Annotated in this window: 29 protein-coding genes; 3 read left to right on the plus strand and 26 right to left on the minus strand. The window is 71.7% G+C overall.

The features are described 5' to 3' along the window. Positions 1 to 92: 92 nt before the first annotated feature. The 5 genes from M8316_RS12920 to M8316_RS12940 are packed head-to-tail and all read right to left on the minus strand — an operon-like array spanning position 93 to position 2,563. Positions 93 to 602 carry a hypothetical protein gene (locus tag M8316_RS12920; protein WP_250055171.1) on the minus strand — a complete coding sequence of 170 codons (510 nt, stop codon included), beginning with the start codon at positions 600 to 602 and terminating at the stop codon, positions 93 to 95. Continuing rightward, positions 599 to 1,315 (minus strand): hypothetical protein, encoded by a 717-nt coding sequence (locus M8316_RS12925; RefSeq protein WP_250055172.1) that lies wholly within the window; start codon positions 1,313 to 1,315, stop codon positions 599 to 601. Before M8316_RS12925 ends, M8316_RS12920 begins: the two co-directional genes overlap by 4 nt. Further along, positions 1,315 to 1,599, minus strand: coding sequence for a hypothetical protein (locus M8316_RS12930; protein ID WP_250055173.1), 285 nt, complete (start codon positions 1,597 to 1,599; stop codon positions 1,315 to 1,317). Before M8316_RS12930 ends, M8316_RS12925 begins: the two co-directional genes overlap by 1 nt. Further along, positions 1,599 to 2,276: a hypothetical protein gene (locus tag M8316_RS20690; RefSeq protein ID WP_272495201.1), complete on the minus strand. Its 678-nt coding sequence runs from the start codon at positions 2,274 to 2,276 to the stop codon at positions 1,599 to 1,601. Before M8316_RS20690 ends, M8316_RS12930 begins: the two co-directional genes overlap by 1 nt. Further along, positions 2,273 to 2,563: a hypothetical protein gene (locus M8316_RS12940; RefSeq protein ID WP_250055174.1), complete on the minus strand. Its 291-nt coding sequence runs from the start codon at positions 2,561 to 2,563 to the stop codon at positions 2,273 to 2,275. The genes M8316_RS20690 and M8316_RS12940 overlap by 4 nt, the downstream gene beginning before the upstream one ends. Positions 2,564 to 3,022: 459 nt before the next feature. Here M8316_RS12940 and M8316_RS12945 point away from each other — a divergent pair, with 459 nt between their 5' ends. Together M8316_RS12945 and M8316_RS12950 are read left to right on the plus strand one after the other, a co-directional pair. Then, entirely contained in the window at positions 3,023 to 4,036 is a 1,014-nt protein-coding gene (locus M8316_RS12945; protein ID WP_250055175.1) for a hypothetical protein, read from the plus strand. 222 nt (positions 4,037 to 4,258) lie between these two features. Continuing rightward, on the plus strand, positions 4,259 to 4,897 hold the full coding sequence (locus M8316_RS12950) for a hypothetical protein (RefSeq protein WP_250055176.1): 639 nt from the start codon (positions 4,259 to 4,261) through the stop codon (positions 4,895 to 4,897). A 70-nt stretch (positions 4,898 to 4,967) separates the two neighbouring features. Here M8316_RS12950 and M8316_RS12955 read toward each other — a convergent pair whose 3' ends face one another. The 18 genes from M8316_RS12955 to M8316_RS13040 all read right to left on the minus strand — a co-directional run bounded on the left by M8316_RS12955 (position 4,968) and on the right by M8316_RS13040 (position 22,459). After that, positions 4,968 to 8,102, minus strand: coding sequence for a BNR repeat-containing protein (locus M8316_RS12955; RefSeq protein WP_250055177.1), 3,135 nt, complete (start codon positions 8,100 to 8,102; stop codon positions 4,968 to 4,970). A gap of 16 nt (positions 8,103 to 8,118) precedes the next feature. Beyond that, positions 8,119 to 8,532: a hypothetical protein gene (locus tag M8316_RS12960; protein ID WP_250055178.1), complete on the minus strand. Its 414-nt coding sequence runs from the start codon at positions 8,530 to 8,532 to the stop codon at positions 8,119 to 8,121. After that, the gene (locus tag M8316_RS12965; protein WP_250055180.1) at positions 8,529 to 9,611 is read right to left on the minus strand and encodes a hypothetical protein; all 1,083 of its coding nucleotides are present in this window, start codon (positions 9,609 to 9,611) and stop codon (positions 8,529 to 8,531) included. The genes M8316_RS12960 and M8316_RS12965 overlap by 4 nt, the downstream gene beginning before the upstream one ends. After that, a complete protein-coding gene (locus tag M8316_RS12970; RefSeq protein ID WP_250055182.1) occupies positions 9,611 to 11,560 on the minus strand; it encodes a hypothetical protein in 1,950 nt (649 codons plus the stop codon). Before M8316_RS12970 ends, M8316_RS12965 begins: the two co-directional genes overlap by 1 nt. Continuing rightward, positions 11,553 to 15,083 carry a phage tail tape measure protein gene (locus M8316_RS12975; RefSeq protein ID WP_250055183.1) on the minus strand — a complete coding sequence of 1,177 codons (3,531 nt, stop codon included), beginning with the start codon at positions 15,081 to 15,083 and terminating at the stop codon, positions 11,553 to 11,555. The genes M8316_RS12970 and M8316_RS12975 overlap by 8 nt, the downstream gene beginning before the upstream one ends. A 46-nt stretch (positions 15,084 to 15,129) precedes the next feature. Further along, entirely contained in the window at positions 15,130 to 15,315 is a 186-nt protein-coding gene (locus tag M8316_RS12980; RefSeq protein WP_250055184.1) for a hypothetical protein, read from the minus strand. Positions 15,316 to 15,590: 275 nt separating this feature from the next. Next, positions 15,591 to 16,220: a hypothetical protein gene (locus M8316_RS12985; protein WP_250055185.1), complete on the minus strand. Its 630-nt coding sequence runs from the start codon at positions 16,218 to 16,220 to the stop codon at positions 15,591 to 15,593. Between the two features lie 134 nt (positions 16,221 to 16,354). After that, the gene (locus M8316_RS12990; RefSeq protein ID WP_250055186.1) at positions 16,355 to 16,873 is read right to left on the minus strand and encodes a phage tail tube protein; all 519 of its coding nucleotides are present in this window, start codon (positions 16,871 to 16,873) and stop codon (positions 16,355 to 16,357) included. A gap of 4 nt (positions 16,874 to 16,877) precedes the next feature. Next, on the minus strand, positions 16,878 to 17,081 hold the full coding sequence (locus tag M8316_RS12995) for a hypothetical protein (RefSeq protein WP_250055187.1): 204 nt from the start codon (positions 17,079 to 17,081) through the stop codon (positions 16,878 to 16,880). 25 nt (positions 17,082 to 17,106) lie between these two features. After that, positions 17,107 to 17,592 (minus strand): hypothetical protein, encoded by a 486-nt coding sequence (locus tag M8316_RS13000; protein ID WP_250055188.1) that lies wholly within the window; start codon positions 17,590 to 17,592, stop codon positions 17,107 to 17,109. Then, a complete protein-coding gene (locus M8316_RS13005; protein WP_250055189.1) occupies positions 17,592 to 17,957 on the minus strand; it encodes an HK97-gp10 family putative phage morphogenesis protein in 366 nt (121 codons plus the stop codon). Before M8316_RS13005 ends, M8316_RS13000 begins: the two co-directional genes overlap by 1 nt. A 42-nt stretch (positions 17,958 to 17,999) precedes the next feature. Further along, positions 18,000 to 18,458: a DUF6093 family protein gene (locus M8316_RS13010; RefSeq protein ID WP_250055190.1), complete on the minus strand. Its 459-nt coding sequence runs from the start codon at positions 18,456 to 18,458 to the stop codon at positions 18,000 to 18,002. Continuing rightward, positions 18,458 to 18,865 carry a hypothetical protein gene (locus M8316_RS13015; RefSeq protein WP_250055192.1) on the minus strand — a complete coding sequence of 136 codons (408 nt, stop codon included), beginning with the start codon at positions 18,863 to 18,865 and terminating at the stop codon, positions 18,458 to 18,460. The genes M8316_RS13010 and M8316_RS13015 overlap by 1 nt, the downstream gene beginning before the upstream one ends. Positions 18,866 to 18,950: 85 nt before the next feature. Next, complete coding sequence (locus M8316_RS13020) at positions 18,951 to 19,319, minus strand: hypothetical protein (RefSeq protein ID WP_250055193.1); 369 nt, start codon at positions 19,317 to 19,319, stop codon at positions 18,951 to 18,953. Positions 19,320 to 19,330: 11 nt separating this feature from the next. After that, on the minus strand, positions 19,331 to 20,464 hold the full coding sequence (locus tag M8316_RS13025; RefSeq protein ID WP_250055195.1) for a phage major capsid protein: 1,134 nt from the start codon (positions 20,462 to 20,464) through the stop codon (positions 19,331 to 19,333). Between the two features lie 14 nt (positions 20,465 to 20,478). Beyond that, positions 20,479 to 20,883 (minus strand): capsid cement protein, encoded by a 405-nt coding sequence (locus M8316_RS13030; RefSeq protein ID WP_250055197.1) that lies wholly within the window; start codon positions 20,881 to 20,883, stop codon positions 20,479 to 20,481. Between the two features lie 2 nt (positions 20,884 to 20,885). Then, a complete protein-coding gene (locus M8316_RS13035; RefSeq protein ID WP_250055199.1) occupies positions 20,886 to 22,205 on the minus strand; it encodes a hypothetical protein in 1,320 nt (439 codons plus the stop codon). Between the two features lie 2 nt (positions 22,206 to 22,207). Next, entirely contained in the window at positions 22,208 to 22,459 is a 252-nt protein-coding gene (locus M8316_RS13040; protein ID WP_250055201.1) for a hypothetical protein, read from the minus strand. Positions 22,460 to 22,495: 36 nt separating this feature from the next. Between M8316_RS13040 and M8316_RS13045 the strand changes: the two genes are divergently transcribed. Then, positions 22,496 to 22,660, plus strand: coding sequence for a hypothetical protein (locus M8316_RS13045; RefSeq protein ID WP_250055202.1), 165 nt, complete (start codon positions 22,496 to 22,498; stop codon positions 22,658 to 22,660). Here M8316_RS13045 and M8316_RS21145 read toward each other — a convergent pair. From M8316_RS21145 to M8316_RS13060, 3 genes are read right to left on the minus strand one after another with little or no spacing between them, the layout of a single operon-like run. Then, positions 22,624 to 23,703: a phage minor head protein gene (locus tag M8316_RS21145; RefSeq protein ID WP_250055204.1), complete on the minus strand. Its 1,080-nt coding sequence runs from the start codon at positions 23,701 to 23,703 to the stop codon at positions 22,624 to 22,626. The two genes, M8316_RS13045 and M8316_RS21145, sit on opposite strands and share 37 nt — an antisense overlap. 2 nt (positions 23,704 to 23,705) lie before the next feature. Further along, positions 23,706 to 23,927, minus strand: coding sequence for a hypothetical protein (locus tag M8316_RS13055; RefSeq protein ID WP_250055206.1), 222 nt, complete (start codon positions 23,925 to 23,927; stop codon positions 23,706 to 23,708). Then, complete coding sequence (locus tag M8316_RS13060) at positions 23,927 to 25,498, minus strand: hypothetical protein (protein ID WP_250055208.1); 1,572 nt, start codon at positions 25,496 to 25,498, stop codon at positions 23,927 to 23,929. Before M8316_RS13060 ends, M8316_RS13055 begins: the two co-directional genes overlap by 1 nt. Between the last annotated feature and the right edge of the window lie 13 nt (positions 25,499 to 25,511).

Genomic DNA, 25,511 nt, shown 5'->3' on the forward strand with positions numbered 1-25,511 from the left:
GGAGGCTACTCCGGACGCACGGAAGCGCCCCCTCCCGGCTCGTGGCCAGGAGGGGGCGCGGTCCCGCAGCGGGAGGGTGAGGGTGCTGCGGGTCAGGTGAGCAGCACGGCGAGCAGCGGCTGCAGCAGGAGGAACGCGAAGAGCAGCACCAGGGGGACGGCCGCGGCGACCAGGATGGCCGGGACGGGCCGGGTGTGGCCGGCGTCGGTGACCGCCGTGCTGGTGGTCGTGGTGGTCGGCGTGGTGGAGCCGTTGGCCGGGCTGATCTGGCCGCGCATGACGAGCGTGGTGAAGGTGCCGACGAACGTGGTGGCCACGGCGATGAACTCGGGGCTCAGCCCGACGCCGAACGTCATGACCAGCACGAGCACGGACCGGGCTCCGTCGACGAGCAGCGCCACCTCGAAGGGCCTCGTGGCCCATCCCTTGAGCAGGGCGATGGCGGCCACGATGACGGCGGTGATCGCGGCGGTCTGGGAGTCGGTCAGCCCGACGCCGAGCACGACGAGCAGGACCAGGCCGGTCTCGACGGTGTCCAGGAGGAGGGCGGGCTCGCGGCGGATGCTGGTCACGAGGCTGGTCAGGTAGTCGGAGATGCTCACGCCTCGTCTCCGTCCGTGTCGAGGGCGGCCACGACGTCGGCCAGGGTGCTGCGGACCCGCTGGACCTGCTTGCGGGAGGCGTCGTCGGAGACCTCGGTGACCAGCTGGTCGAGCTGGCCGAGGATGGCCTGCTTGATGCGCTGGTCGCGGGCGCGCTGCTGGGCGCGGTAGGTGGCGAAGGGGCCGTCGGGCTCCTTGAGCGCCTGGTTCACCAGCTTGCGGAACTTCTCGTCGTCCATGTCGAACTCCTCGGGTAGTACGGGCTCGGTGACGAGAGGCGTGGGCCGCCACTCGTAGTCGGGGCCGGACGAGGCGAGGCCGTCGCGCCCGGCGATGTACTGCTGCCACTGCCACTGGGCGCCGGTGGCGAGGTCCTTGTCCCAGCCGCAGACGATGTGGATGTGGGGGTCCATGCCGCCGTGGGCCTGGTCGCGGCGCCAGGCGCCGGCGCCGTGCTTGCGGAGCACGCGCACGAGGCGGGTCTGCTGGTCCTCGGTGAGGTCCCAGATGCGGAAGTCGATGCAGCCGCCGCCGTCGTGGTAGCCGGCCGACTCGGACGCGCCGCCCCCGGCCCGGGCCATGAAGGCGCCCTGGACGATGGTCGGGGTGAAGGACAGGGCGGAGTAGACGCCCTCGAGCCACTTCGCCATGAGCGGGGTCATGAGGATCTGGCGGCCCGAGGTGTCGGTGCCGCGGTCGAGGATCGTGGGCATCAGGTCTCCTTGCGTGAGCGGGTGGGCCACAGCAGGCCGCCGACGACCAGCGCGCCGCCGAGGGTGACGGGGACGATGGAGAGGTCGACGGGCGCGCCGCTGAGGTACTTGATGGCGGACCCGGCGGCGCCGGCGGCCTGAAGGACGACGAGGCCCTCGAACACGAGCCGGGCGCCGCGGGTGTGGCTGGGCCAGGTCTCGGCGAGCCGGATGAGGGTGCCGATGCAGGCGAGGGCCAGCAGCGGGGCGTTGATCAGGCGCATGAACTCGAGGACGTCGGCCATCACGAGGCGGCTCCGGGTGCGTCGCTGGTGCAGTCGTAGGCGCGGTCCTCGTCGGGGTCGGTGCAGGTGTAGGTGGCGCCGGTGCGGTCGGTGAAGGTGAACGTCTCGGGGTAGCCGGCCGGGCCAGTGGCGCCGGTCTCGCCCCGGGGTCCGGTGGCTCCGGTCTCGCCCTTGGGTCCTGCGGGGCCTTGTGGTCCGGTCGCGCCCGTGGCTCCGGTCTTGCCGTCGGTGCCGTCGGCTCCAGCTGCGCCGGTCGCTCCCGTGGCTCCGGTCTCGCCGGTGGCGCCTGTGGCTCCGGTGCGGCCTCGCTTGCCGTCGGCGCCGTCCTGCCCGTCGGTGCCGTCCTCGCCGTCCTCGCCGTCCTGGCCGGCGGGCCCGCGGGGGCCGGGCGGCCCGATCGCGCCGACGGGGCCGGCCGGGCCGGTGGCGGGCTCGATGTCGGAGGGCGTGACGACGGGGGTTCCGCCGAGACGGCGGACCTGCCGGGCCAGGCGCCGGGTGATGTTCTCGGCCTCGCCGAGCGCGGCGGCGTTGTCGGCCGCGGCGACCCGGTTCTCCTGGGCGTCCTCCTCGGCGCGGTCGATGCGCCCGGAGAGGCCGTTGACGAGCACGACGATGGTCATGATGAAGACGCCGAACACGACCGCGTACAGCAGCCGGCGGGTGGTGGGGCTCATGCTGGTCCTCCGACCTGCGCGGCGACGTAGAGCATGATCAGAGCCACGATCACCGGGGCGATGATCGAGGTGAGGATGAGGCGGCGATCGGCCGCGCGCTGCTGGTCGCCTCGGTCCATGCGGGTGTTGAGCTGGGTCACGTCGTCGCGGAGGCCCTGGAACTGCGCGTCCCGGGCTCGCTGGTCGGACTCGTAGACGTCCTTCCGGACGAGCTCGGCGCGGAGCTGGTCGATGCTGCTGGTGAGCCGGTCGACGGCCCGCTGCAGCTCGGGGGCGGGGTCTGTCACGTGGTCTCCCGTCGTGGGGCGGCCGGCCCGGTGAGTTCCGGGTGAGGTCCGGGCATGACGAAGCCCCGCCGGCTGGGGTGCCGTGCGGGGCTGTGCGCTGATGGTGCTGTTCAGGTGTGGGTGCTGCCCGGGGATGCGAGCAGCCCGTGCGGTGACCGGTCTCGGGTCCGTTCACCACACGGGCTGTACAGCTATCCTAGACGACGCCGCGGGGCCGCGTCTGGCGTCCTGCGGATTGCGTCAGCCACAGGGTGGGCGGTGATTCAGCCCAGGACGCCGGTCGCTGCGCATACCGCCAGAGCGATGGCGCCGCTCGGGAGCGCGTACCAGATCAGGATGTAGGCGAGGACGTCTCGGACTCTGATCCGGGGCGTTTCCAGTAGCCAGACGGGGTGCCCGTATCGGGCACGCTTTTGCGTTCTCACAGCCATTTCTCCTCGTTCCTGAGAACCTGACGCGGTGTTGGTCATGGAGGTTGTGGAGCAGCAGACATCCGGCGGCAGCCCCGCCCCCGTTGAGATCTGGACCTTGGTGGTTGCGGGAGTCGCTGCGTTGGCAGCTGCCGTGAACACTGTCTGGTCGATCACTTGGGGGCGTCGGCTCGACGAGGCGTCGAAGGAGACTGAGCGCGCCTGGGAGGAAGCCAGGGCTGCTCAGACGCGAGCAGCTGATAGCGAGCACGAACGCGCGGTATGGGAGCGCGATCGCGTCCATGACCGATACATCGAGCTGCTGCGAGCCTGCTCAGAGTTCAACCGGGTCATCGTCGAGGAAATCATCCCGACCTACAGTGCCACCCCTGTTGGGGACGAACAGCAAGCCTGGACAAGCTTGACGACGGCACACGGTCGCCTACTCCAGACTGCCATGGAGACCTTGGTAGTTTCCCGCGAGCGGACCGCAGCGGTTGCCCTGCACCTGCTCGATCTCGACGTGCCAGTGTTCGTACCGATCGCTCGGGACAGCGGCACGCCCCCCATCGCCAATGAGAGGCAGACGAGGGAGTATGAACACTTCGCCCGCGTGAGCGCCCAGCTGCCTCGGGCTATGCGGGCAGACCTGGGACTCGCTGAGCTCGGCATAGCCAGTGATCTATCGCCGGGGTTGGAGGGCCGAAGCGCTCGGCGGCTGGGTGGGGATCTGGCAGATGTCCAGCGTTTCTTGGTGCGGTATGGCGTGGAGCCCTGGGCTGGTGCTGGGGCGGACTTCGTCCTGCACGACGCTGAGGCTGCTTTCGTCGTCTTTCACGCGCACCCGGGAATGAGGAAGCCTCTTGGCGGGGTCCTCACGATTCAGCCTAGGCACCAGTTAGCCCTGGCCATCGCCGCTGAGCTGCCTACGGTGGTGAGGGAGTCCATCACCCGGCAGGCGCTGCGCTATGTCGAGTCAGGGCTGCGCGATGGACCGACACAGCGCGACAACCCCCATGGGGGGAGAGTCGCAGCCTGGTTGCCGTCGGGGGCCGCCGGCTGAGCCGCGTCACACGGATCGCCACTGTCCCGGCCATGGGTGCAGGTTCTGGGCCAACGCGGCCCCGCCGGTTGATCAGGCCGGTCGGGGCTAGCGAGGCAGCTCACTGGGGTGGAATCGAACCACTCTTATCCGCGGCTACAGAGAGATCGCCGCTGCTTCCTGCACCATGCCAAGCTGTAGTCAAGGGTACCGATGACAAGACCTGGGGTCTAGGTTCCGGGCGTGGCCAAGAAGAGACCTCGGCGGCAGCACGCCGCGCGCCCTGACCCAGTCCAGGAGCGGCTGGCGGATTGGCTATTCCTACGCACCCTGGACGACATCGAATTACACCTGAAGACGCCACAGGATCGGTACTCGCTGCTCGGCATTGCCCCTTTGCTCCGCAAGTTGTTCGTGGATGGGGACCGCTTGGTGGAGAGGGTCAATCGCAAGTCGCGCCTGAGTCTTCAGTTTGTCACCCATGAGGCGGTCAGGCCGGCCGTTGAACTGGGTGGCGAGACCAGGTTCTGGGCTCAGGGTGCCGCCGTAATTCCGGGCCACGACTCGTCGCCCTTGGCCTTTTGCGAAAGCGCATCAGCGTGGATGGCGCACATCACCGGCGAAGCAGGGGGGCGCCCCCTGCGCGTGCGCGACATCATCAAGCACTGCGCACATGTCGAAGGCGGCGTGCACCTCGGCAGGCCATCTTCGGTCCAGGAGGCCGCGATGTTCGGGCTGGTTCACGCCCTTCTTGACGACAATCTTCCATCCGAGGTGTTGGCAGGCAGTCCAGTTGGGGCCCTTTCCCCGATCGCGACTGTGTCTCTGGCCGGCTTGTCGACACTACGCGATGCAGTGAGGGAGAGGTCTTCAGGAGCGTGATGGCGCAAGTCCGTCGGTGCGACCCGCGACAACACGTGGCCCATTCGACGCGTAGGCGGTTGAGCTCGAATCAGGAGACGGTGATGCCGAACCGAGTTGCGAGGTCGGCTCGGATGCTGGCCCGCTCGGATGCCGAGAGAGCGCCCTTGAAGATCGCGGCGTAGGCGATCTGCCCGTTGACGTACAGCTTGCTCGCTCCGTCCGAACGAGCGCCCATATCGACGTAGGTGCCGACCGCGCGCGTGTTCTCGGTGGTGGCGACCTGACCGCCTGACACACCGTTCATGACGCACTCCAGGTAGTACGCGGTCGGGCTGGTCTGTGCACGGACCGCCTCCAGGATGAAGGGGCTCAGGGCGGCGCTCGCCCCGCTGGTGGCGGTGGCGCTGGTGGCTCCCGAGGTGCCGGTGAACCCCTGCACGCCGACCGTGGAGTCGTCCTCGATGCGAGCTTGAAGGTTCCGCTTGTTCGACGTCGAGGTGTCCTGGGAGAGCAGGATCTGCGCGGTGGCGCTGGTGGCGGCCTTCTTGGCGACGACGAACACGGTCCAGGTGTGCCCCACCGAAACGGGGTCGGCGTCGGACTGGAAGCAGTCGTTGCCGTCGAAGACATAGGCCGGCTGGCCGTTGATCGCGGACGCCGCCCAGGTCCCGCCGCCGAGGTTGGGCGCGGCGGAGTAGCCGAAGCCGCTGGTGTCGATGATCTCGGTCACGGGGTCGCCGTCGCTGAGGTCTGTCTGTGACGCGGCGTCCCACTCCAGGATTGTTCCGCCGTAGGGCAGGTAGGAGGCGACGGGCACTTCACCTGTCGGCCCGGCGATGGAGGAACCGTCCGCGTCCACGCCGACACCAACCTCGATGGTCAGGTCCTCGATGGTGAGCGTCCCGGCCTCGGTGGCGGCGCGGGCGATGATGGTGCCGCCGTTGTGCCAGTCGCCGAAGAACAGGTCGAGCGGCGCCCAGGGGGTGAAGAACCCCTCTCGGGTCCCGGGTGTCGGGGCCACGCTGGTGGTGGCCAGGACAGTGCCGTTGCCGTGGTAGGGCTGGGAGACGAGCGAGACGGTCCCGGTGTCGCCGCCGGACGAGGACGCGGAGCCCCGCAGGCGGGCGACGAGAAGACGGTCACCGTGGCGCGGCGGCACCGAGACCGGCGGGACGTTCTCCAGGGTCGTCGGGCCGTAGGACGTCACTGCCTCGGCGGTGGTGAGGTTGGCCGAGCCGACGCTCGCGAGGACCGGGGTCCGGGCGGCTCCGGCGAGCGACGTCAGGGCCTCGGGCTGGATCATCGTGATGACGCCCAGCTGGGTCTCCCACAGCCCCTTGGTGGGCTGGTCCTCGTGGTCGACGGTGGCCGGTCCGGTCGTCGTGGTCAGGATCAGCACGGTCCCGTCGTCGCCGATCGAGACGGCGGGGTCGGAGTACCAGGAGTCGATGCTGAGCAGCGCGAAGTCGCCCAGGTCGGGAAGGCCGTAGGAGGCTGGGGTGATGTCCTTGACGCGGAGGCTTCCGCGCAGGCCGTTGGTGTTGGCCCGGTAGACCAGGAGCACGTGTCCGCTGGGGGAAGCGATCAGCGCTCCCCGGGAGATGGTGCGGGCGATGGTGGAGACGTCGAGCGCGATGCGGGTGTTGAAGTCGCTCACGACGTCGACGTGCCAGCTCGTGCCGTCGTGGTAGACGTGGTTGTACTGCGTGTTCCCGTTGCCGTCGAAGAGCCAGGCGATCTTGTGAGGGTTGCCCCGGGTGTCGATGCACGCGCCGGCCTGGTTGATGAGTCCCGAGCCGGTGTCGGTGGTGTCTACGACGGTGGGCGAGGTGGCCTTGACGATGGGGAGCGTCAGCGCGTTCCCGTCGATGTCGGTCCAGGTGGTCCCGTGGTCGGCGGAGCGCATGTAGAAGATGTCGTTGTTGCTGTTGCCGGTCCCGTCCTCGCGCCAGCACCCGAAGATGTGGATGACCCCGTCCGCGCCGACGTTGATGCGGTCGAGGTAGGGCACGTAGTACCGCTCGAACAGGTTGCCGACGCGGCTCCAGGTGGAGGACCCGGACGGGAGGCGGTTGAGCACGCCGTGCTGGCCGGGGGTGTCGCGGTAGTAGAAGAGCAGGTCACCGTTGGCCGCGTTGACGAACATGGGGTAGGTCACGTTCGTCTCGTCGGTGCCGATCATGGTCGCCTCGGCGAACCCGTCCGCGATCGACTCGGGGCTGTTCGACTTGGCGTACCGCAGCGGCCACGAGTGCATGTTGCCAGCGACGTGGATGTACCCCTGGGAGTCGATGCCCATCGTCACGACGTTGTGGCCGTCTTCGCTGTTCAGGCCGAAGGGGTTGTCGGTGGTCTCGGTGGTGAGGTTGTAGACCTCCCACTCGCCGCCGGACACGGGCCGCTTGCCGATCATGACGTTGCGGCCTCGGCCGACCATGACGGCGTACAGGTTGCCGTTGTAGATCGTCACCGAGTCCTGCTGGAACGGGTTGCTGTTGAAGGCCCACGACCCGTCGAGGACTACCGGGGCGGCGATCGTCCGCACCGGGGCGCCCTTGGTCTGGGTGTAGGCGGCGTCCAGCGTGGCGCCCAGGTCCGTGGTGGGGTCCTGCACGTCAGCCAGGATCAGCGCCCGAGACGAGGCCGACAGATCGGCTCCGCTGCGGGGCAGGTCGCGGGCGTCGAGGTACCCGTCGAAGGTCGCCTCGGTGCTGCCCATGGCGATCTCGACGGCCTGGTCTCGGGCGGCCTCAGCGCCGGACTTGGCCGTCTCCGCGCCCGTCCGCGCGCCCTGTGCCGCCGTGACCTCGTCGGCGGCCGCGTCGACGTAGGTCTGCAGCTCGGTGGTGACCTGCGTGACCCACGTCGGGTCGACGTACTGCTCCTCGATCACGTCGGCCAGGTTCTGCGCGGCCGTGTGGGAGAACCAGCCCGACGTCCAGGTCTTCCGCTTCATGGTCGTGGGGTCGGTGTACGACACCTCGACTGCGTACTGGAAGTTGGTCGGGTTGAGGTCGCCGTCGCTGGTGTCCCACAGGTCGTAGGTGAACGTCCCGTCGGCGGCCAGAGGGACCCGGGCGGTGCCGAGGCGCAGCGTGTTGCCGGCGGTGTCGATCAGGGCGCCCGAGGACACGTTGGACTTCACCGAGACGAACACGTTGTCGGTGCGGGCGCCGCCGGTGATGGTGGTGACGTCACCGGTGAGTGCGTAGCTGGTCGCCACGGTGGTTCCTCCTGGCCTAGTTGCTGGTCGGGGTGGTGATGGTGAGGCTGGTGCCGACGGTGACCGTGGGGTCCGGGTCGGGTTCCGGGGAGGGCAGCGGCTCGGCCGGTGGCTCCGGCTCCGGGATGGGGTCCGGCTCCGGGTAGACCGGCTCGGGGAGCGGGTCGCCCAGCACGAACGCGCGGACGATCTCCCACGCGTTCAGCGCGGAGGGCTCGACCGCACGGAGCGCAGCACGTCGCGCGAGCTCGGCGTCGTCACGGGACGCCATCCACTCCGCGACCGCGGCCGCCGTGGCCTCGTCGAGGTCGTCGGCGAACCACAGGCCCGCCCGGTCGATGCCGGTGCACTCCACCTGCGTGAGGGCTGCGGCGTTCACGAGCTCCACGGACACCGAGCGGCGCACCGGTCCGGCCACGACGCGGCTCATGCGCCGTTCCTCAGCAGTGGTCGCATCACCTTCGTGGCCGCCACCTCCGCGGCGACCTGGGTGCTGGTCCGCGCGAGGAGGCCGCGCGGGGCGAGGGTGAGGCGCCGGTCGGCGACCGCGTACTCGGTGGACCCGATGATCCAGGTCAGCATCCCGCCGAGCACACCGGCGCCGTCGCGGTCGAGCGCGCCGAGGTGCTTCACCATGGCGCCGGAGACCACCTGCCACGGGTGAGGGACGACACCGCCGGGGGTCGTGATCTCCATGGGGGACAGGTCGACGCCCTGGGTGAATGCCGGCCGCGTACGGTCCGCTCGAAGTGCGGCCTCTACCGCGGCGTCGGCCGCGGCCTCGGTGAGGAGCCCGAGGGACTCCAGGTCGAGGAAGTCCTCGGCGGCGCCCCAGCGGGTCGCCGACGGGGGCCGCTGGGCGGAGGTGAGCGCGTAGGCCGACGGCTCGGCGGACGCGCCGGAGACCGCGGCGACGTAGCGGGCGACGAGCCGGGAGGAGTAGTCGTCGTCGGCGGTGGCCATGGCGGGGATCGAGGGGTCGAGGTGCCAGCGGGGCTGGGTGGGGTCGTCGACGACGCGGAGAGCGCCCCACGGGTCGACGTGCCACGTCTGCCCGGACATCTCGCACCAGGCGTCGAGCAGCGCGGACAGCTTCATGCCCCACGCGTCGTCCTGGGCGATGGTGGACAGGGCCACGGTGTCGATCGAGGTCGGCCGGGTCCAGGGCAGGCCGCGTGCGATCGCGGCGTCCACCGCGGTGTCGATGACGGTCGACGCTGCCCCGCCGACGGTCTCGGCGAGGAACCGGGCGGCGAGCCGGTGGTAGCCGTCGGCGACGAACGACCAGGTCGTGCGGTCCGGCTCGGCCAGGACGCCACCCCACACGGTCACGCCGCCGGCGCGGACCTCGACGGGTCGGCCCTGCCGGAGCAGGGGGTGGGCGTAGCCGCGGGGCAGGTTCATCGACCACGACGCGGCCAGGGAGCCGTGCTCGTTGGTCGACCAGCGCAGGTCGCCGACGGGGGAGAGCAGCGAGAGGGGTGCGCCGCCGACCCAGACGTCGAGCATCAGGCGAGCTTCCGGGCGTTGGTGTGCCACCGCGGGTAGTGCGACATCACGGTCTCTGCGTAGGTCGCGTTCGTGGTGGCCACGTACAGCTTCGTGGCGGGCGGGGAGAGCGCGGGGACGCCGAACGCGCTGGTGACGGTGCCGGCGTTGTAGGCGTCGGAGCGGGACTCCTCGGTGCCGAGCCAGATCTGCGGGCGGCCGCCGTTCTCCACGGACGGGGCGTCGATCCACAGCCGGTTGTTCGCGGTGCCCGCCTCGGGGGTGGTGGTCGACCCGGACCCGGCGTCGACGACGACGAGAGCGACGCCGGGGTCGGCGCGGGTGGTGGCCTCGGCGCCGCCGCCGGCCCAGAACGCGAGGAGCTCGGAGACCACCAGGCCGTAGGTTCCGGCGCCGGAGGAGCCGGTGCTGGTGATCTCGATGACGACGACTCCACCCGACCCCGACGGGACGGTGGCTGGCGGCAGCGCGAGCGACCCGCACAGCAGCATCAGGCCGCCGACCTGCTGCGGGGTGCACTCCTCGGTGACGAGCCCGACGTCGGCGCCGGAGGGCAGCTCGAGGTGCGCGGAGACGGTGACGGTGCCGACCTGGTCGGGGGTGTTCGCCGGGTTGTAGGGGCGGCCGAGGAGCTGGTAGCTGCCCTCGGGCAGCGCGGCGGCGGGGACACGGAAGGTGACCGAGTCGGAATCCTCGCTGCGGCCGATGGCGGTGCGGGTGCCGTACAGGCCCCCGGCGTCGGCGATGCTGTACGGCGAGATGTCGAGGTACTTCATCAGGTCGGGGGTGTAGCCGCCCTGACCGAGGACCGGTGCGGTGTAGACGATCACGGTGCCCAGCGGGAGCGTGGGGTGGGACACCTCGAGGCGCCCCTGGGTGGGGGCGGAACCCTGCACGGTGATGGTGCGGGTCGACTCACGGCCGGTGGGCGAGGTCGTGGGGAGGGTCGACTCGCGGCGCAGGTTGTCGATCGCGAGGACGTCGAGCGCGAAGACGCGGGCGTCCGCGGGATCACCGGTCTTGGAGTACAGCTTGCTGGTCTTCTCGACGTACAGGGTGACCTCGTCGGCCGAGGCGGGTGCGCCGGTGATGAAGGTCCACACGCCGTCGTCGACGGTCACCAGGGCGGCCTCGACGCCGTCGACCCAGGCGCGGACCACGGACGGGTCCTCGAAGGGGTTCGCGACGGCACCAGAGGGGTTGGACCAGACGGTGAGGTACGGGGTGCCGGTGAAGTCGATGACGGCGGCCGCGTCGAGCGTGACGGTCTCCCAGCGGGTCCACCAGAAGTAGCCGCCGCCGGCGTCGCGGTACCGCTGCTCGCCGGGGTTGATCTGGATCGCGTAGGTGCCCTCGGGGACGGTGGACCCGAACCCGACGTCGAGCGTCGTGAGCTCGAGCGACGCGAACGTGGACTCCGCGCTCCACCCGGTCAGCGACTCGCAGCCGTTGATCAGGGCGCCGGCCGCGCCGTCCTGGGACAGGGCCTCGTCGACGACGAGCTCGGTGGAGCGGGCGTGCGGCTCCGCGCGGAACGTGAGGATCCAGCGGCGCCGGTTCGCGACCTCCCGGTCGTCCCAGCCGGCCGCCTCGTCGCCCTCGAGCCGCGCCCACAGGATGTCGAAGGCCGTGGGGGCGCCGAACCCGTCGTTCGGGGTCCAGGTCAGCGTGTTCATCGCCTGAGCCGTCGCCAGGTGCAGCCGCTCCTCGTACTCGGCCAGCGCGTCGGAGTCGGGGCCCTCGAGCGTGAGGATGACCTGCTGGTCGCGGTTCTCCCACCCTGAGACGACCTCGATGCTGCTCTGCATCAGGGAGTCGATGACGCTGATGACGGGCACGACCGAGCCGCGCTGCAGCCCGTTCACGGTCACCCGGACCCGCTCGCCGTCCTGGTTCTGCGGCGACCAGTCGAGGTCGCCGAACATGAGGCCGAACGTCGCGTCACCCACGGTTGCCGACGCTCCTTCCGCGGTTGCCCCGCACGGTCTTGATGTCGAGGCCGTTCTCCACGGCCTTCGCGAGCTTGTCCGGCGCCAGCTCGGTGAGCCGCTCGATCCGGGCCAGCGTCCGGTTCGCCTCACGCAGCTCGGCGCGGGACTCCTTGGCCACCTCGCGGGACTCGCGGAGCTCCTCGCCGAGCACCGCCGAAACCGCGGTGCCACCGGCCTGGCCGACGGCGTCGGTGCGGCGGCCGTAGAGCCGCTGGAACTCGGCGAGCTCGCGTCGGCTCATGTTGAGCGCGTCGTCGACGTTGCCCTGCGAGATCACGTACTCCAGCGCGTCGCCGGACAGGCCGCGTCGCCGCAGCTGCCGGATGTCGCGGCGCTCCTGGCGGGCGTTGCGGATGTCGGCCCGCAGGATGCTGTTCGGGTCGGAGGCGTTGCCGCCCCACCCGTTGGCGACGTTCCACTCGGTCTGCCGGTCCATCCACGCCTGCTGCTGTTCGGCCGACCAGGAGTCGTAGGACGACGGGCGGGCCAGCTCGACCCACGGCACGTCGGCGCCGGCGAACAGGTCGCTGGTGGTGAGCCGCTGCGCGACCGTCGCGCTCAGCTCGCTGGCCTGGGACCGGAGGGCCTGCAGGTTCTGCTGCGACACCTCGACTTGCCGCTCGGCGGACGCCACGAGCTTCTGCTGGATCGCGTACTGCCGGTCCAGCTGCTGCTCCTGGCGGGCGTAGATCAGCGCGTTCTTGGCGTCGCGGAGGTCCTCGCGGGTCTGGGCGAGGTCGTTCTGCGCGATGAGCCGGTCCAGGCCCTTGAGCTGGTCGTCGCCGGTCGCGGCGAGGGACCGGACAAGCTGCCGGACCTGCTGGGTGAGGCTGTACACGTCGCCGCGCTGCTCGAGGGAGAAGCCACGGAGGCCGCCCACGGTGTCGCCGTCGGCGGCGTTGTTGATGGCCTTCAGCAGCGGCCGGAACCGGTCGGCCTGGCCGCGGCGGTTGGAGACGACCTCCTCGCCGGGCGCCAGCATGTACAGGTACCGGTCACCGTAGGGGCCGCCATCGTGCGGGACGGTCGACCCGTCCGCCGACACCGGGACAGGCCCGAACCCCGGAGAGAGCGCCTGCGTGCCCGATGCGGTGTAGCGGATCGTGATGGTCTTGCTCTGCAGCTGGTCCAGCGCCGCCTTCGCGGCCTGCATGTCGGCCATCGCCTGCCGGGCGTCCGCGTCGAGCTTGATCACCCGCGACTTCGGGATGTCGAGGACCTCGGCGGCCAGGTCCGCGGCGGCCGACCGGGCCACGCCCATGCTGGCCGCGGTGTCGATGAAGTTCTTCCGCGCGTCCTTGTACCGCTCGACGTTGTTCTTGACCGCCTTGTCCTGGTCGTTCCAGGCGCCGGCGAGGTCGGAGAGCGCGTTGCGGTTGGCGATCGCGTCGTCGCTCATCCCGCGGATGCCGGCGGAGTTCGTCTTGGCCTGCGCGGCGGCGTCCTTCATGGCCTGCCGGTAGCGGGTCTCGGCGTCGAACGCGGACAGCGCCTGCTCGCGCTGCTCGGACATGGCGTCGACCAGGTCGCGGATCTCCTGCGCGGACGCACGGGCGACCTGCTGGGTCTCGCGGATCTGCGCGTTGTACTGCGCGGTGGGATCGGCTGCGGCGTCGGCGGAGTCGCCGGCCTCGGTGATGCCGCGGGACACCTCGACGGCGGACAGGCCGGCGTTGCCGAGGGCGGTCTGGAACGACCCGAAGTTCCCGGCGAGCCCGTTGATGGCGTCGCTGGTGAACGACGACTCGGCCGACAGGCCGGTCTGGGCGGCGAGGATCTGGTTGAAGATCTCCGAGGCCTGCTCGGCGTTCCCGGACTCCACCAGCGCGGCGAGGGCCTGGTCGACCTGCTTGATGTTGTCCTGCGCGTTGTCGCGGCCGGTGTTGCCGAACGCGCCGAAGAGCGTCACGGTCTCGTAGAGGGGCTCGTTGACCTTGCCGAGGGTGCTGTCGAGGATCGTGAGGTCCTCGGTGACCCGGTTGATGAGGTCCTGGCCGGCGCCCTGGCTGATGGCCTCGAGTTGCCGGTTCAGGTCGCTGGCGTCGACCTTCGCGCCGGACGCCTCGGCGAGGGCGTTGCCGATCATCGTGACGGCCCCGGCGACCGCGACGAGCCCGGCGCCGGTCTTCGCGACGCTGCCGAGCGACCCGGACGTCCGGTCGGCGGTGAGGCCGAGGTCCTGCAGCGCGGAGCGGGTGTCGCGGACAGCGCCGATGGCCTTGGAGGTGAACCACGCGCCGCCACCGACGACGGCCACGATGCCGGTGAGCCCGACGAGGCTGTTCTGCACGGGGTCGGGGAGGCCGCTGAACGCCTGGGCGACGTCGCTGACGCCGCCGGCGATGTCGGCGACGATGGGGAGGAGGACGTCACCGGCCTCGATGCCGGCGTCGCGGATGTTGTTCCACGCCACCTGTGCCTGCGCGCCGGTGGTCTCGGCGCGCTTGCCGTACTCGTCGACGAGCGCGGTGTTCTCGCTCCAGGCGGACCGCGACTGGTCCAGCGCCTCGGTGAGGGTGTCCCCGGCGCCCGCGAGCCGCAGCATCACCTGCAGGTTCTGGGTGCCGCGGATGCCGAGGTCGTCGAGGACCGCGACGACGTTCCCGCCGGACGCCTGCACGTCGCCCAGGCCACCGATCAGCGCGTCGACCGCGGCGATGGGGTCGTTCTTCCACGCCGCCGCGAACTGGGTAGCGGACATGCCTGCGATCTCGGCGAACGCCTCGGCCTGCTCGCCGCCTTCGAGGACCGCGGAGTTGATCTCCAGCAGCACCCGCTGCATCGCGCCGCCGCCGAGCTCGGACTCGATGCCGAGGTTCGCCATGGCTGCGGAGAGCGCCAGGACGTCGGCCTCGCTGGCGCCGATGGTCGCGCCGGCGCCCGCGACGCGCTGCGCCATGGACACGATCTGTGCCTCGGTGGAGGCGCCGTTGTTGCCGAGCGCGACGATGGTGGAGCCGATCTCGTCGACGTCGTCGCCGGAGGACCGGAGCACGTTCATGAACTGCGCGATCGAGGTGGCGGCCTCGTCGCTGGTCAGGTTCGTGGTCTCGCCGAGCTGCACCATCGTGCGGGTGAAGTCGGTGATGTCGTCGGTGGCGACGCCGAGCTGGCCGGCGGCCTCGGCGGTGGCGGCGATCTCCTGGTGGGAGGCGGCCATGGTGCGGGCCATGCCGCGCAGGTCGTCCTCGAGGGTGACGAGCTGCGCGCTGGTGGCGTCGACGGTCTTCTCGACGCCCGCGAACTGGGACTCCCAGTCCATGGCGGCCTTGCCGGCGGCGACCAGGGCGCCGGTGGCGACGGCGCCGATCTTCCCGGCGGTGTTGCCGAGCTGGTTGACGGCGGCGTCGGCGCGGCGGGCGCCGGCCTCGGTGTCGTCCATGGCCCGGCCCATGGCGTCGCCGAACTGCTGGCTGTTGCGGATGGCCTGGGCGGTGTCGAGGTCGAGGCGGACGACGACGGAGCGGGAGGTGGCAGTCATGGGCCGGGCCTCCCTTCGACCTGGTGGGGGACGGGCGGTGCGCGGGTCAGCGCGGCCGCGGGGGCGGGTCGGGTGTGTCCGGCTCGGTGGTGGTGACGCCGACCTCGAACGCCGGGAGGGCGCCCTTGGAGGTGGGCCGGGTGTTCTCGACGAGGCCGTAGGAGACTTGCTGTCCCCGCAGCGAGGTGCAGGCGTGGCAGACGAACCCGCGGGTCTCGTACCAGCCGTCCATCTCGCTGTGCCACGCGGTGTGGCGTGGCTGGTTGCAGCCGGGGCAGAGGGAGGCCTCGTAGGCGTCGAGGGCGAGGACGAGGGCCCGGTCCTCGGGGGTCCAGGCGGGCGTCTGGACGGCGCCGGTGACCCGGTCGGGGTGGTCGGGGTCCTCGTAGAGGTAGCGGGTGGTGATGAGCCGTTGCCCGAGGAAGATCGAGACGGCGGTGCCGATGCTGCGTGCGGCGGCGATGAGGTTCCGGGCCGTGGCCGAAGAGGGTTGGGCCAGGAGGTCGGTCAGAAAGGGAGGTCGACCCCGGAGCGGGTGTTGACCTCGGTGGCGGTCCGCACGAGCGTGTTGATCGCGTGGAAGGAGAGGGTCTTCCGCAGCTGGGCGACGTGCTCGGGGGTGAAGGCCGGCTGCGCCACCAGGCACGCGGCGACGAGCCGGTTCTGGTAGTCGGCCAGCGGGGCGCCCTCGGTCTTCGGGTAGTGGGTCTCGTGGAAGACGGCGAACTCGTCGGAGGGCATGGCGCGGACGAGCGGGCGCCACATGTTGGCGGCCATCTCGGCGCGGACGCCGTCCAGCTCGGCGTTGAGGCGCTTCGCGCGGGCCGTGCGGGACTCCTCGGTCAGGGACACCTCGTCGTCCTCGGGGTCGAGGAGCGCGCCGTCGGGCCCGACGATGGTGGCCAGCTCGCGCACGAGCTCGGCGTGGTTGGCGTCGAGGTCGGCACGCAGGCAGATCCGGGCGCGGCGCTCGGGGCGGCGGGCGCGGGTGAGGATGTCGTCGATGGTCCACTCAGCCTCCGGCGTGGTGCCGGTGAGGTCGATGCTGGGCGCCGCGGCGGGCGTGGGGACGGCGAACGGGTTCCCGTCGGTGGTGTCGCCGGCCAGCGGGGTCTCGTCGAAGGGCTGCTGCGTCATCGTGGTGCTCCTGCGAGGTGGGTGAGGTGGTGGTCGAGGTGGAGGTCGTGCGTCCCGGGTCTGGTCCCGGGGGAGGGGCGGCGGGCGTCCACCTCAGGCACCCGCCGCCCCGGTCATGGGGCTCGCGGCTCCGGTCAGGCGCCGGCACCGACGGCGATCTGCGGCCAGCCGGCCTGGGGCTCGAGCGGGATGCGGGTCTTCACGTAGCCGCCGCCGTTGGAGGGGCGCTGCGGGTTGTCGGTGAGGACCTTGAGGCCGAGCTCGATCTCGTCGTCCGTGGCCCAGTCCTCGGTGGCCTCCTTGCCGGTGACGCGGAGGTAGCCCCACAGCTCGGTGCCCTTGGTCTTCGTCGCGGCGAACGCGGCGTCCTCGGTGGCGTCGGCGTTCTTCGTGGTGTCGTCGAAGTACCGGAAGAGGGTCATGCCGGCGGTGAAGTTGTCGCGGCCGAGGGCGTTGACGTTGAGGGTGTCGCAGAGGGCGGCCTCGGCGATCTTGTCGGAGTCCGCGGCCGTCCAGGTGAAGTCGGAGGCGAGGATCGCGCACGAGGCGTCGATGCCGGCGTTGAGCTCGGCCGCGGTGGGGGCCTCCTCGTCGACCGGCTTGGTGGTGAGCAGGGTGAGCTTCATGTGGCCGTCGGCCAGCGACTTGGGCATGTCGTTACTCCTTGTCCCCGGCGGCCGGGGCGTCGTCGGTGCTGGTGGGGGTGCTGCTGGTGGTGCTCTCGGGCTGCTGCTCGGCGGCCCGGGTCTTGGGGGTCTTGCGGAACGGGCGGGACAGCACGCGGTGGTCCATCCAGTGCGCGGGGACGCGCTGCTTCTCGCCGTTGTCCTTGCGGTAGACCCAGATGAAGTCGGCGGCCATGGGTGTCTCCTCGGTGCTGTTCGGCTCAGGTGTGGGCGGTCAGCTGGTAGGCCAGCGGCAGGAACAGCCGGACCGGCTGGACGTCGCGGTCCTGGCGCAGCGGGCCGGGGTCGTAGCCGGGCGGGACGCGCAGCGGGCCGGCGGTGAACGGGGTGCCGTCGCGGTCGAGGCGGCCGGGCGCCCACCGGTGCAGCGCGGCGTGGACGCGGTCGATCGCGGCGAGGAGGTCCTCGGCGTCGCCGGCGGCGACGGTGACCGTGAACGGTGCGTCGAGGTCGTCGTCGCACTCGGCGAGGCTGGTCTCGCTGCCGGGGGTCCCGGCGCCGGGGTAGAGGACGGCGTAGGGCCGCACGCGGCGGTCGCGGTCGCTCTTCGTGGGCGGGTCGGTGGGGGTGGTGGCCTCGAGGCCGGGCAGGGGCCGGCCGATCTGCCCGAAGTAGCCGACCAGGCCGGTGACGGTGGCGAGGCGTTCGGCCACGGCCAGGGCGACGAGGCGGCGGGAGACGGCCATCAGAGGATGTCTTCGCCGAGCTGGCGGACGGCGGCCTCGAAGCGGGGGACCTGCCGGTCGAAGGCGGTGGCCAGGTAGGGGCGGCCGGGCATGCGGGACGTGCCGTCGTGGACGTAGAGGCCGTAGTCGACGGTGGGGCCGGTCTCGCCGGACATGCGGCCGTTGCGGCCGTCGCCGGTGAAGCTGGTGGAGATCGACTCGACCAGGGCGCCGGTGTCGACGGGCGCGAGGGCCTGGGCGTCTTCCTGGATGGCGTACATGGCGCGGCGCAGGACCGCGGAGCCGCGGGACCCGACGCGGCCGCCGTTGGTGGCGACGCGGGCGCCGAGGGCGCGGACCTGGCTGGTGTCGATGCGGACGCTCACGGGGCCACCTCCAGGCGGGTCGGGGCCCGCCCGGGTGGCGGGTCAGTCGGTGAGGGTGCAGACGAGGCCGCGCTCGAACTGGTGCGTGCCGCGGAGGATCTGCTCGACGCGGAGGGTGCGGCCCTCGATGAGGGGGTCGCCGGTGTCGGTGCACACGGCGGTGTCGCCCTCGGCGGGCTGCAGGGTGGGGGTGTCGGAGACGTCGACGGTGGTGGTGACGAGGTACCGAGCGACGGTCTCGTCGTCGGCGACGACCTCGACGGTGCGGGCCTGCGCGGCCATGGCGATCACGCGGCACGGGCGGGTGTCGTAGGCGCCAGGCGGGATGGCCATCTGCTGCTGCTCGGCGGGGTCCCACTCCTGGCGGGTGGGCGCGTCCTGCCGGTACAGCGCGAGGGCCGAGATCATGGTGGCCTCGGCCACGGGCTGGTGGTCGGCGGCCCAGCTGGTGGGGATGACGGGGGTGCCGGGGCGGCCGTGGGCCCGGGTCGGGCGCGGCATCAGTACAGGTAGCCGCGCTGGGTGCGCTCGGGAGCGCAGTAGCCAGGCAGCGGGTCGATGACGTCGAAGAAGTAGCCGGCGTCGCCGTCATCGTCGAAGGCGTCGGCCTGGCGGCGGAGCTCGGCGGCGTGCTTGCGCATCGCGTCGGCCAGCTTGGCGCCGTCGGTGGTGACGCCGGAGTCGGTGCGGAGCACCTTGGACGCGAGAGCCTCGTTGGTCGCGTTCGTGTCGATCGCCTGCGCCGCCGCGCGCTTCACACTGCCGGCCTCGAGCGCGAGGAAGGCCGTGACCTCGGCGTCCGTGAAGACCGCGGTGGGCTCGGTGGCACCCTCGGCGGTCGTGGGGATGTCGTTGAGGAGGAGTCGGACCTGGCCGACGTCGGTGGTGAGGTCGTAGGTGGCGGTCATGGGTCAGCTCCTCCGAGGCGTCGTGCGGGTGGTGGCCGGGTGGCCGGCGGGGTATGACGTCCCCACCGGCCACCCGGAACCGGGGTCAGCCCGCCTGGGGGCCGAACTTCGCCTTGAGCGCGTCGCGGGTCAGCGGCTTGCCCTCGGCGTCGACCAGATCGGCGTCGGTGGCGCCCTTGCTGGTCTTGGCGTACTCGGTCCAGTCCTCGAGGGAGGCGTTCCCCGCGGGGGGCTCGGGGGTCGAGCCGGACCCGGAGGGCGTGGACGAGCCGTTGGAGCCGTCGCCGGTCGAGGCGGTGCGGGAGCCGGAGGACCGGCCCTTCTTCTTCGTGCCCGGCGTCAGGAGCGTCTCGTCCCAGTGCTTCGGCACCGAGCCGATCACCTTGTCGTCCTCGCCGAGGAGGTCGACCATGTCCTTGCTCCCGAGCAGGTGGCGGCCGTTCTTGTCGCTCATCAGACCGCCTCTCACGCGCCGGTGTTGTCGGACCCGTAGGTCAGGACCGGGTCGCCGGTCGCCGCACCCACGATGTGGCGGCCGCGGTACCAGGTGGTGTCGTCGTCGAACGACCCGCCCGTCACCACGATGTCGCCGCCGCCCAGCGCCTTGCCCTGGTCGGCCTTGTAGCGGAAGTCGGGCTGCTCGTAGCCGGTGAGCTTCGCGAGCCAGAACGGCGCGCGCAGCGTGGTGCCGGGCTTCGGCATCACGATCCACGACGAGCCGACCTGCTTCTCGTTGACGACCAGCTCGAGCTTCCCGCTCAGCGGGTTGGGCTGCCGCACGTAGCCGCCGTTCCCGTCGTCGACGAACAGCTCGGTGGCGGTCAGGATGCGCTCCGCCTCGAACTCCAGCGCGGGGCCGACGACCAGCTGGAGCCGGCCGACCGGGATCAGTGCGTTGGTGCGCGGGTCCCGCTTGGAACGCAGCGAGGTGACCACGGTCTGCAGGTTGGCGCCGTTCAGCACCAGCGTCCCGATGTTGGCGTTGCCGACGTTGAAGAAGCCGGTGTTGAGCGCGCCGGTGGTCGGGTCGACCATGAGCCGCAGGCCCCGGTCGTCCTCGGTGTCGACGGCCATCTGCGGCATCTGGTTCGGCACCATCAGCAGCTGGTCCAGCTCGTCGTTGACCTGGGCCTCGAAGGAGAAGCCCCAGAGCAGACCGGTCTTCTTCACGCTGATGGGGTACTCGCCGAGCTCGGGCCCCTGGGCATGCGGGTAGGGGTTGCGCTCGGGGACGTCCTTGAAGACCTGCGAGCCGAGGTACAGCTCGGAGAGGTACTTCGGCTTGAAGCTCTTCACCGTGGTGGGGGTGAGGAACTTGGGCCACTGCGTGGGCAGCGACTCGTAGTTGGCCTGCATCTCGCGGTCGATCAGCATGCCGGTGGCGAACTTGGCCAGGTCGGACGTGGTGATCGCCTCGGAGAGCTCGAAGCGAGCCCGGCGGGAGCCGGTGCGGGTGTGGCCGATGAGGGTGGCCAGGTGGCCGGCGGCCTCGAGGACCTCGGGGCGGCGGGTCAGCTGGGCGCGGTACGCGGCGGGGGAGGTGCCGTTGGCGACCTCGGCCTCGACGAGCTGGACGATCTCCGGGAGCGTCATGGTCATGATGTGGTCTCCTCTCAGACCGTCGGAGCGAGGGCGACGTTGACCGTCCCGGTACCGGACGCCTTCGTGGCGCCGGTGGCGGCGCCGCGGAGGAAGACCGGCACGGTGTGGCCGAACAGGACGTTGTCGGTGGCGGTGGTGGTGAGCGCACCGCCGGCCGAGGGGATGTAGATGGCGGTGCCGGCGGCGGTCACGGCGTCGGCGACGGACACCTCGAAGGTGCCGTCGACGTTGACCGAGGCGTAGCCGTCGGGGTTGCCGGGGGCGCCGTAGGTGACGCCGGAGACAACCTCGGTGCGGTCCGTCTCGGCGACACCGACGATGCCGCCGACGATCACGGGGTCACCGGAGCGGGTCTCCGCGGGGACGGGGAGGCTCAGTGCGGGCTTCTGGCCCTTGAGGACGAGGTTCTTCGCCATGGTCAGGACTCCTTCTTGATGCCCAGGGCGCGGTCGATGGCCGCGAGGTGGGAGCCGGCCTCGGCGACGGGCGCCGAGGTGGTGCGGGAGCCGTGTCCGATGACGACGCCGGCACCGGCCGACCGCTTCTCGGCGATGTGCTCGGCGAGGCTGGTGGTGAAGGCGGCCTCGTCGAAGTCGCCGGCCTCGGTGAGGGGGAGGCTGGCGGTGATGCCGCGGACCTCCAGGCGGGTGAAGTCGACGTTCGCCTCGGCGGCGGCCTCGTTCACGAGCGTGATGGCGCGGTTGGCGCGCCGGATGGTGGCGAGCTCGCCGCGGGCGGTGTCGCGCTCGGCGAGAGCGGTGTCGCGCTCGGACTCGAGCACGGTCACCCGGCCGGCGTCCGCTTCGAGCTGGCGCAGGCGCGCCTCCTCGATGTTGGGCATGGTGTCCTCCTGGGACTCCTCGGTGGTGGTGGTGCTGCCCGGCCGGGCGACCGGGACGTAGGTGGTGCGGACCCGCACCTCGGTGCGGTCGCCGGTGAGGGACACCGCGTCGGCGGTGTCCTGGGTGTAGGTCTGCTCGAACAGGCCGTTGCTGGAGGCGGTGGGGCCGTCGATCTCGAACCAGACGCGGGTGTCGTCGAAGTCGCGGACCCAGACCCAGGTGGGCGGGGTCTGGCCGACGCGCTCGAGGCCGTAGGCGTCCCGCAGCGCGACCTGCAGCGCCTCGCGGGTGTCGTTGACGGTGGCCTCGGCGACGCCTCGGCGGACGGCGGCTGTGTTGGCGTCGTGGTCGGCGGCGGCGGACTCGAGCAGCTGCACGACCTTCCCTCCGCGGCCGGCCCGGGTGACCCAGTCGACCGACTTCACGTGCACGAGGGACTCGACGATGGTCCCGGTGCGGCCCTCGGCCTCGCCGGGGACGAGTTCGCCATCGCCGCGGATGGAGACGCCGATGTGCTCGGCGAGGTGTGCGAGCAGCGGACGGTAGGTGGGGACGATGTCGACCTCGGAGACGAGGGACCCGAGGTCGGCGCCGCGGGCCACGTCGTCGGTGGTGGCGATGCGGGCGGGCTCGGTGGTGATCGACATCAGGTCCTTGATGGATCGCACGGGCCGGGCCTGGGCCTCTTCGGCGGTGGGGTGGTCGGCGAACATCTGGGTGCCGGCGGGGATGACGTTGTCGGCGACGGCCTGCTCGAGGACCTCGCTGGAGTAGTAGCCCGAGGAGCCCCACCCGGGGGAGAGGTGCTGGACGAGCATCCGCCCGGAGGCGGCGGCCTCGAGGACAGCGGTGCGGGAGACGGCCTGGGCGGTCTCCTCGAGCGGACGAGTGGGCATGGTCAGGCCTCCTGGTCGGGCGCGGTCGGGGCTGCGGCGACGGCCTGGAGCACCGCGTCGGGCATGTCGAGGTCCAGCCGGTCGGCGCGGATGCGCAGTGACACGACGGCCCGGTCGTCCGGGCCCTCGGCGAGCGCGATCGCGAAGCCGTCGCGGAGGACCGAGCCGGTGATCTCGACCCCGTCGATGACGAGTCGGGCCGGCCGGGGGTCGTCCGGCGTGGCGCCGCCGATGCGGAGGCTGATGTGGGCCATGGCGTGTCCCTCCCTGGGGCGTCTACCGTTCGGTGCGTGGGTCTCGATGACGACGCGGACTGCGTCGAGCACGTGTGGGAGCTCTCCGAGCTGCGCCCGACCCTGCGCGGGATGGAGCGGGTGAAGGTCTGCGGCCGCTGCGACGCGGTCGCCGTGCAGCCAGGTCAGGCCGCGCTGCGGGACACACGCCCGCCGCTCTGACCCGGGCGGTACCCGGCCGGGACCGGCGCCACGGTGTGACTGTCGCGCCATCCGTCGTTGCTGCGCCGCACCGACCAGGACCCCATCGGGAAGTCGCCAGCCATCCACGCCCGGTAGCGGGCGGGGCCGAGGATCGCGAGCTGCTGCTCGCTGGGCAGCGCCTCGAAGGTGTCGCCCGCATCCGGGATCAGCGACGGCGGCTCCTCGACGTCGACACCGAGGTCCGACCACGGCCGAGGGACCGGGACGCGTGCGCAGCGGCCCTGCTGGTGGTCGTCGGGGCCTGGCACGTCGAGGTCGTGCAGGGTGCCGTGCTGCGCCCAGCACGACGGGCAGGTCCGTGCGTCGAGCGCGGAGACCCACCGCCACCCGGCGAGCACGTCGGCGTGCGCGGCCTGGCTGACCTGCGCGGCCGCGCGGTGCGCGTCGAGGGTCTCGGTGCGGGCGATGTTCAGCGCCCTGGTGAGGCCGCCGTTGAACCGGCCCTGCGCCCGGTCGACGATCCGGGCCGCGGTGGCGCGGGGGTTCGACCCGGCCGCGACGCCGCGGATCAGCTCGAGGCGGACCGCCTGGTAGGCGTCGGCGGCCAGCGGGCGGGTCAGGGAGGTGATCTGCTCGGTGGAGCGGGCCACCATCGCGGCGATCTGGTCGGGGTCGACCCGGGCCCACGAGTCGAGCTGCACGAGGTTGTACCCGGCGGGCAGCTGGGAGTCGATGATCGAGGCCTGCGCGGCGCCGGCGGTGTCGATGACGTCGTCGAGGTCCGCGGTGATCCGCACCCCGGCCTTAGCGGCGAGGTCCTGCAGCTGGCTGGCGATGACCTGCAGCGCGGCCTGGAGGCGCAGGGAGCGGAGCATCTGGCGGCGGGTGACACGCTCCCCGGCGACGAGCTGCTCGACGAGCGCGGCGTTCAGGTCCGGCGCGATCTCGTCCCACGCGTCGGCCCAGGCGGCGACGAGGTCGCGGACCTGCGCGTCGGTGACGCCGGCGAGCTGGGCGTTGAGGGCCCGGACGAGGCGGAGGGTGACGCGGGTGGCGGCCACGGTCAGGCCTCGTCGATCCAGAGCACGCGGGTCGCGCCGCCGTGGCCGTGGATGATCTCGACCGAGGCGATGTCCGGCCACACCACGGTCGAGTGGTGCACGCCGGCGGTCCACCGGAGGACGGCGCTGCCGTCGGTGAAGGCCACCCCCTCGGCGACGACGCCGGTCCCGGAGATGCCGGACACATCGACGTCGCGGTGCAGCTCGAACCGTCGGGCGGTCATCAGGCCACCGCCGCCGGGTCGTCGCCGCGGCGGAACGCGTCAGCCGCAGCCTGCCCGGCCGACATCTCGGGGTCGATCCAGCGGCCCTGGTTGTCGGTCATCAGCGCGAGGACCTCGTCGACGTCCTCGACCCCGAGGGTCTGCATCAGCAGCCGCGCGGTCTCGGGCGGCCACATCTTCCCGGTCCCGTCCGCAGCGACGATCGCCTCAACCAGCTTCAGCGGGTCGAGGTCGTCGAGCGCCGGCCAGTCGACGGTCACGGTCCGGTCAACGTCGCCGGCCAGCGTGACGGTCTCGCGGCCGGTGATGACGTCGCGGGCGATGCTGCCGCGCAGCGGACCACGCGGTGCTTTCACGGCCTGGTCGATGACGTAGGCGAGGACCTGCTGGATGACACCGGCCCACACGCGGCGGCGCATGCCCATCTCGAGGACGACGGGCTTGTCCATGGTCTCGGCGACCGCGCGCGCACCGGTCACGCCGGGGTCGGCGAGCAGGTCGACCATCGACACTCCCAGCCCTGCGGCAGCCATCGACGCCAGGGGCCGGCCGGAGCCGGAGTCCACGGTCGCGCCGGTCTTCGGGATGGCCTCGAGGTCCACGCCGGGGCCACCGGCGGCGACCATCCCGACCCCGCCCGTGCCGGTCGGGTCGGAGACGGGCCCGGCGCCGACGGCGGTCTGCAGGCCCTGCGCCATGCGGGCGGCCGCGCGGGACGCCTTCGACGCCCGGTCGCCGGAGAGCCGCCACGCGAACTTGCTGAGGGCCTTGACCAGCTTCGCCCAGTCGGTGAGGAAGCCTTCGTAGGCACGAGCCCAGGGGAGCGCGGCGTAGACGTCGGGGACGCCCCAGTCAGCGCCCTCGGGTCGGTTGACGGCGACGTGCAGGATCGGCTGGTCCCACAGCACGGGGATGCCGTCGATGGTGCGGGGCCGGACCCGGGGCCAGTAGCCGAGGGCGGGGTGGAGGACTCGGCGGGTCTCCTGCCGGCGGCGGGTCGAGCCGGGGAGGTAGCCGGGCTCGACGACCGTGGCGGCGAACGACCGCAGGTAGAACCAGGTGTCCGCGCGGTCCTGGGGGTTGGTCACGCGCTCACGGACCTCGGCGAACGGGACGGTGCGGACCTGCACGCTTCCGGTCAGCGGGTCGGGGAACAGCGCGAGGATCTGGTTGCCTGCGGTCGCGACCTGCCGCTCGAGGCTGGCCTGGGCGTCTGCGGAGAACAGCGCTGCGGCGTTGGCGGGGTCGTCGAGGAACGCCTGGACGACGGCGTTGACGTCCTGGTCGGCGTCGGCGTTCGCGCGGGCGGTGATGGTGACGCCCTGGCCCCACACGTAGCCGGTGCGGAGCAGCACCCCGCGCTTGACCAGCGGCGAGGCGAGGGCCATGAGCGAGCAGTTCCGCGCGACGTCGTCGAGGCCTGCGCGGGTGAACTCGAGTTCCTGGGCGCGGGACGCGACCTGCCAGCCGCGGTCGGCGGCCTCCAGCTCGAGGTCCACCAGCGCTTCAGACACGAGCGCCAGGTCTTCGCGGAGGGCCGCGACCTCGACGTCGGGAGGGAGCTCGGGCATGGCGGGCACCTCC

The sequence above is a fragment of the Nocardioides bruguierae genome, from assembly GCF_023554635.1.
GTDB lineage: Bacteria > Actinomycetota > Actinomycetes > Propionibacteriales > Nocardioidaceae > Nocardioides > Nocardioides bruguierae.

Bases quoted from the DNA above. Each gene is read 5' to 3' on its own strand.
- M8316_RS13015 (WP_250055192.1), bottom strand. From the start codon at position 18,865: ATGACCGCCACCTACGACCTCACCACCGACGTCGGCCAGGTCCGACTC.
- M8316_RS12980 (WP_250055184.1), bottom strand. From the start codon at position 15,315: ATGGACGGCTGGTACGAGACCCGCGGGTTCGTCTGCCACGCCTGCACC.
- M8316_RS12990 (WP_250055186.1), bottom strand. From the start codon at position 16,873: ATGCCCAAGTCGCTGGCCGACGGCCACATGAAGCTCACCCTGCTCACC.
- M8316_RS13010 (WP_250055190.1), bottom strand. From the start codon at position 18,458: ATGCCGCGCCCGACCCGGGCCCACGGCCGCCCCGGCACCCCCGTCATC.
- M8316_RS12930 (WP_250055173.1), bottom strand. From the start codon at position 1,599: ATGGCCGACGTCCTCGAGTTCATGCGCCTGATCAACGCCCCGCTGCTG.
- M8316_RS12965 (WP_250055180.1), bottom strand. From the start codon at position 9,611: ATGCTCGACGTCTGGGTCGGCGGCGCACCCCTCTCGCTGCTCTCCCCC.
- M8316_RS12925 (WP_250055172.1), bottom strand. From the start codon at position 1,315: ATGCCCACGATCCTCGACCGCGGCACCGACACCTCGGGCCGCCAGATC.
- M8316_RS13055 (WP_250055206.1), bottom strand. From the start codon at position 23,927: ATGACCGCCCGACGGTTCGAGCTGCACCGCGACGTCGATGTGTCCGGC.
- M8316_RS12985 (WP_250055185.1), bottom strand. From the start codon at position 16,220: ATGACGCAGCAGCCCTTCGACGAGACCCCGCTGGCCGGCGACACCACC.
- M8316_RS13030 (WP_250055197.1), bottom strand. From the start codon at position 20,883: ATGGCGAAGAACCTCGTCCTCAAGGGCCAGAAGCCCGCACTGAGCCTC.
- M8316_RS13035 (WP_250055199.1), bottom strand. From the start codon at position 22,205: ATGCCCACTCGTCCGCTCGAGGAGACCGCCCAGGCCGTCTCCCGCACC.
- M8316_RS13040 (WP_250055201.1), bottom strand. From the start codon at position 22,459: ATGGCCCACATCAGCCTCCGCATCGGCGGCGCCACGCCGGACGACCCC.
- M8316_RS13020 (WP_250055193.1), bottom strand. From the start codon at position 19,319: ATGAGCGACAAGAACGGCCGCCACCTGCTCGGGAGCAAGGACATGGTC.
- M8316_RS13025 (WP_250055195.1), bottom strand. From the start codon at position 20,464: ATGACCATGACGCTCCCGGAGATCGTCCAGCTCGTCGAGGCCGAGGTC.
- M8316_RS12975 (WP_250055183.1), bottom strand. From the start codon at position 15,083: ATGACTGCCACCTCCCGCTCCGTCGTCGTCCGCCTCGACCTCGACACC.
- M8316_RS12995 (WP_250055187.1), bottom strand. From the start codon at position 17,081: ATGGCCGCCGACTTCATCTGGGTCTACCGCAAGGACAACGGCGAGAAG.
- M8316_RS12960 (WP_250055178.1), bottom strand. From the start codon at position 8,532: ATGAGCCGCGTCGTGGCCGGACCGGTGCGCCGCTCGGTGTCCGTGGAG.
- M8316_RS13000 (WP_250055188.1), bottom strand. From the start codon at position 17,592: ATGGCCGTCTCCCGCCGCCTCGTCGCCCTGGCCGTGGCCGAACGCCTC.
- M8316_RS20690 (WP_272495201.1), bottom strand. From the start codon at position 2,276: ATGAGCCCCACCACCCGCCGGCTGCTGTACGCGGTCGTGTTCGGCGTC.
- M8316_RS13060 (WP_250055208.1), bottom strand. From the start codon at position 25,498: ATGCCCGAGCTCCCTCCCGACGTCGAGGTCGCGGCCCTCCGCGAAGAC.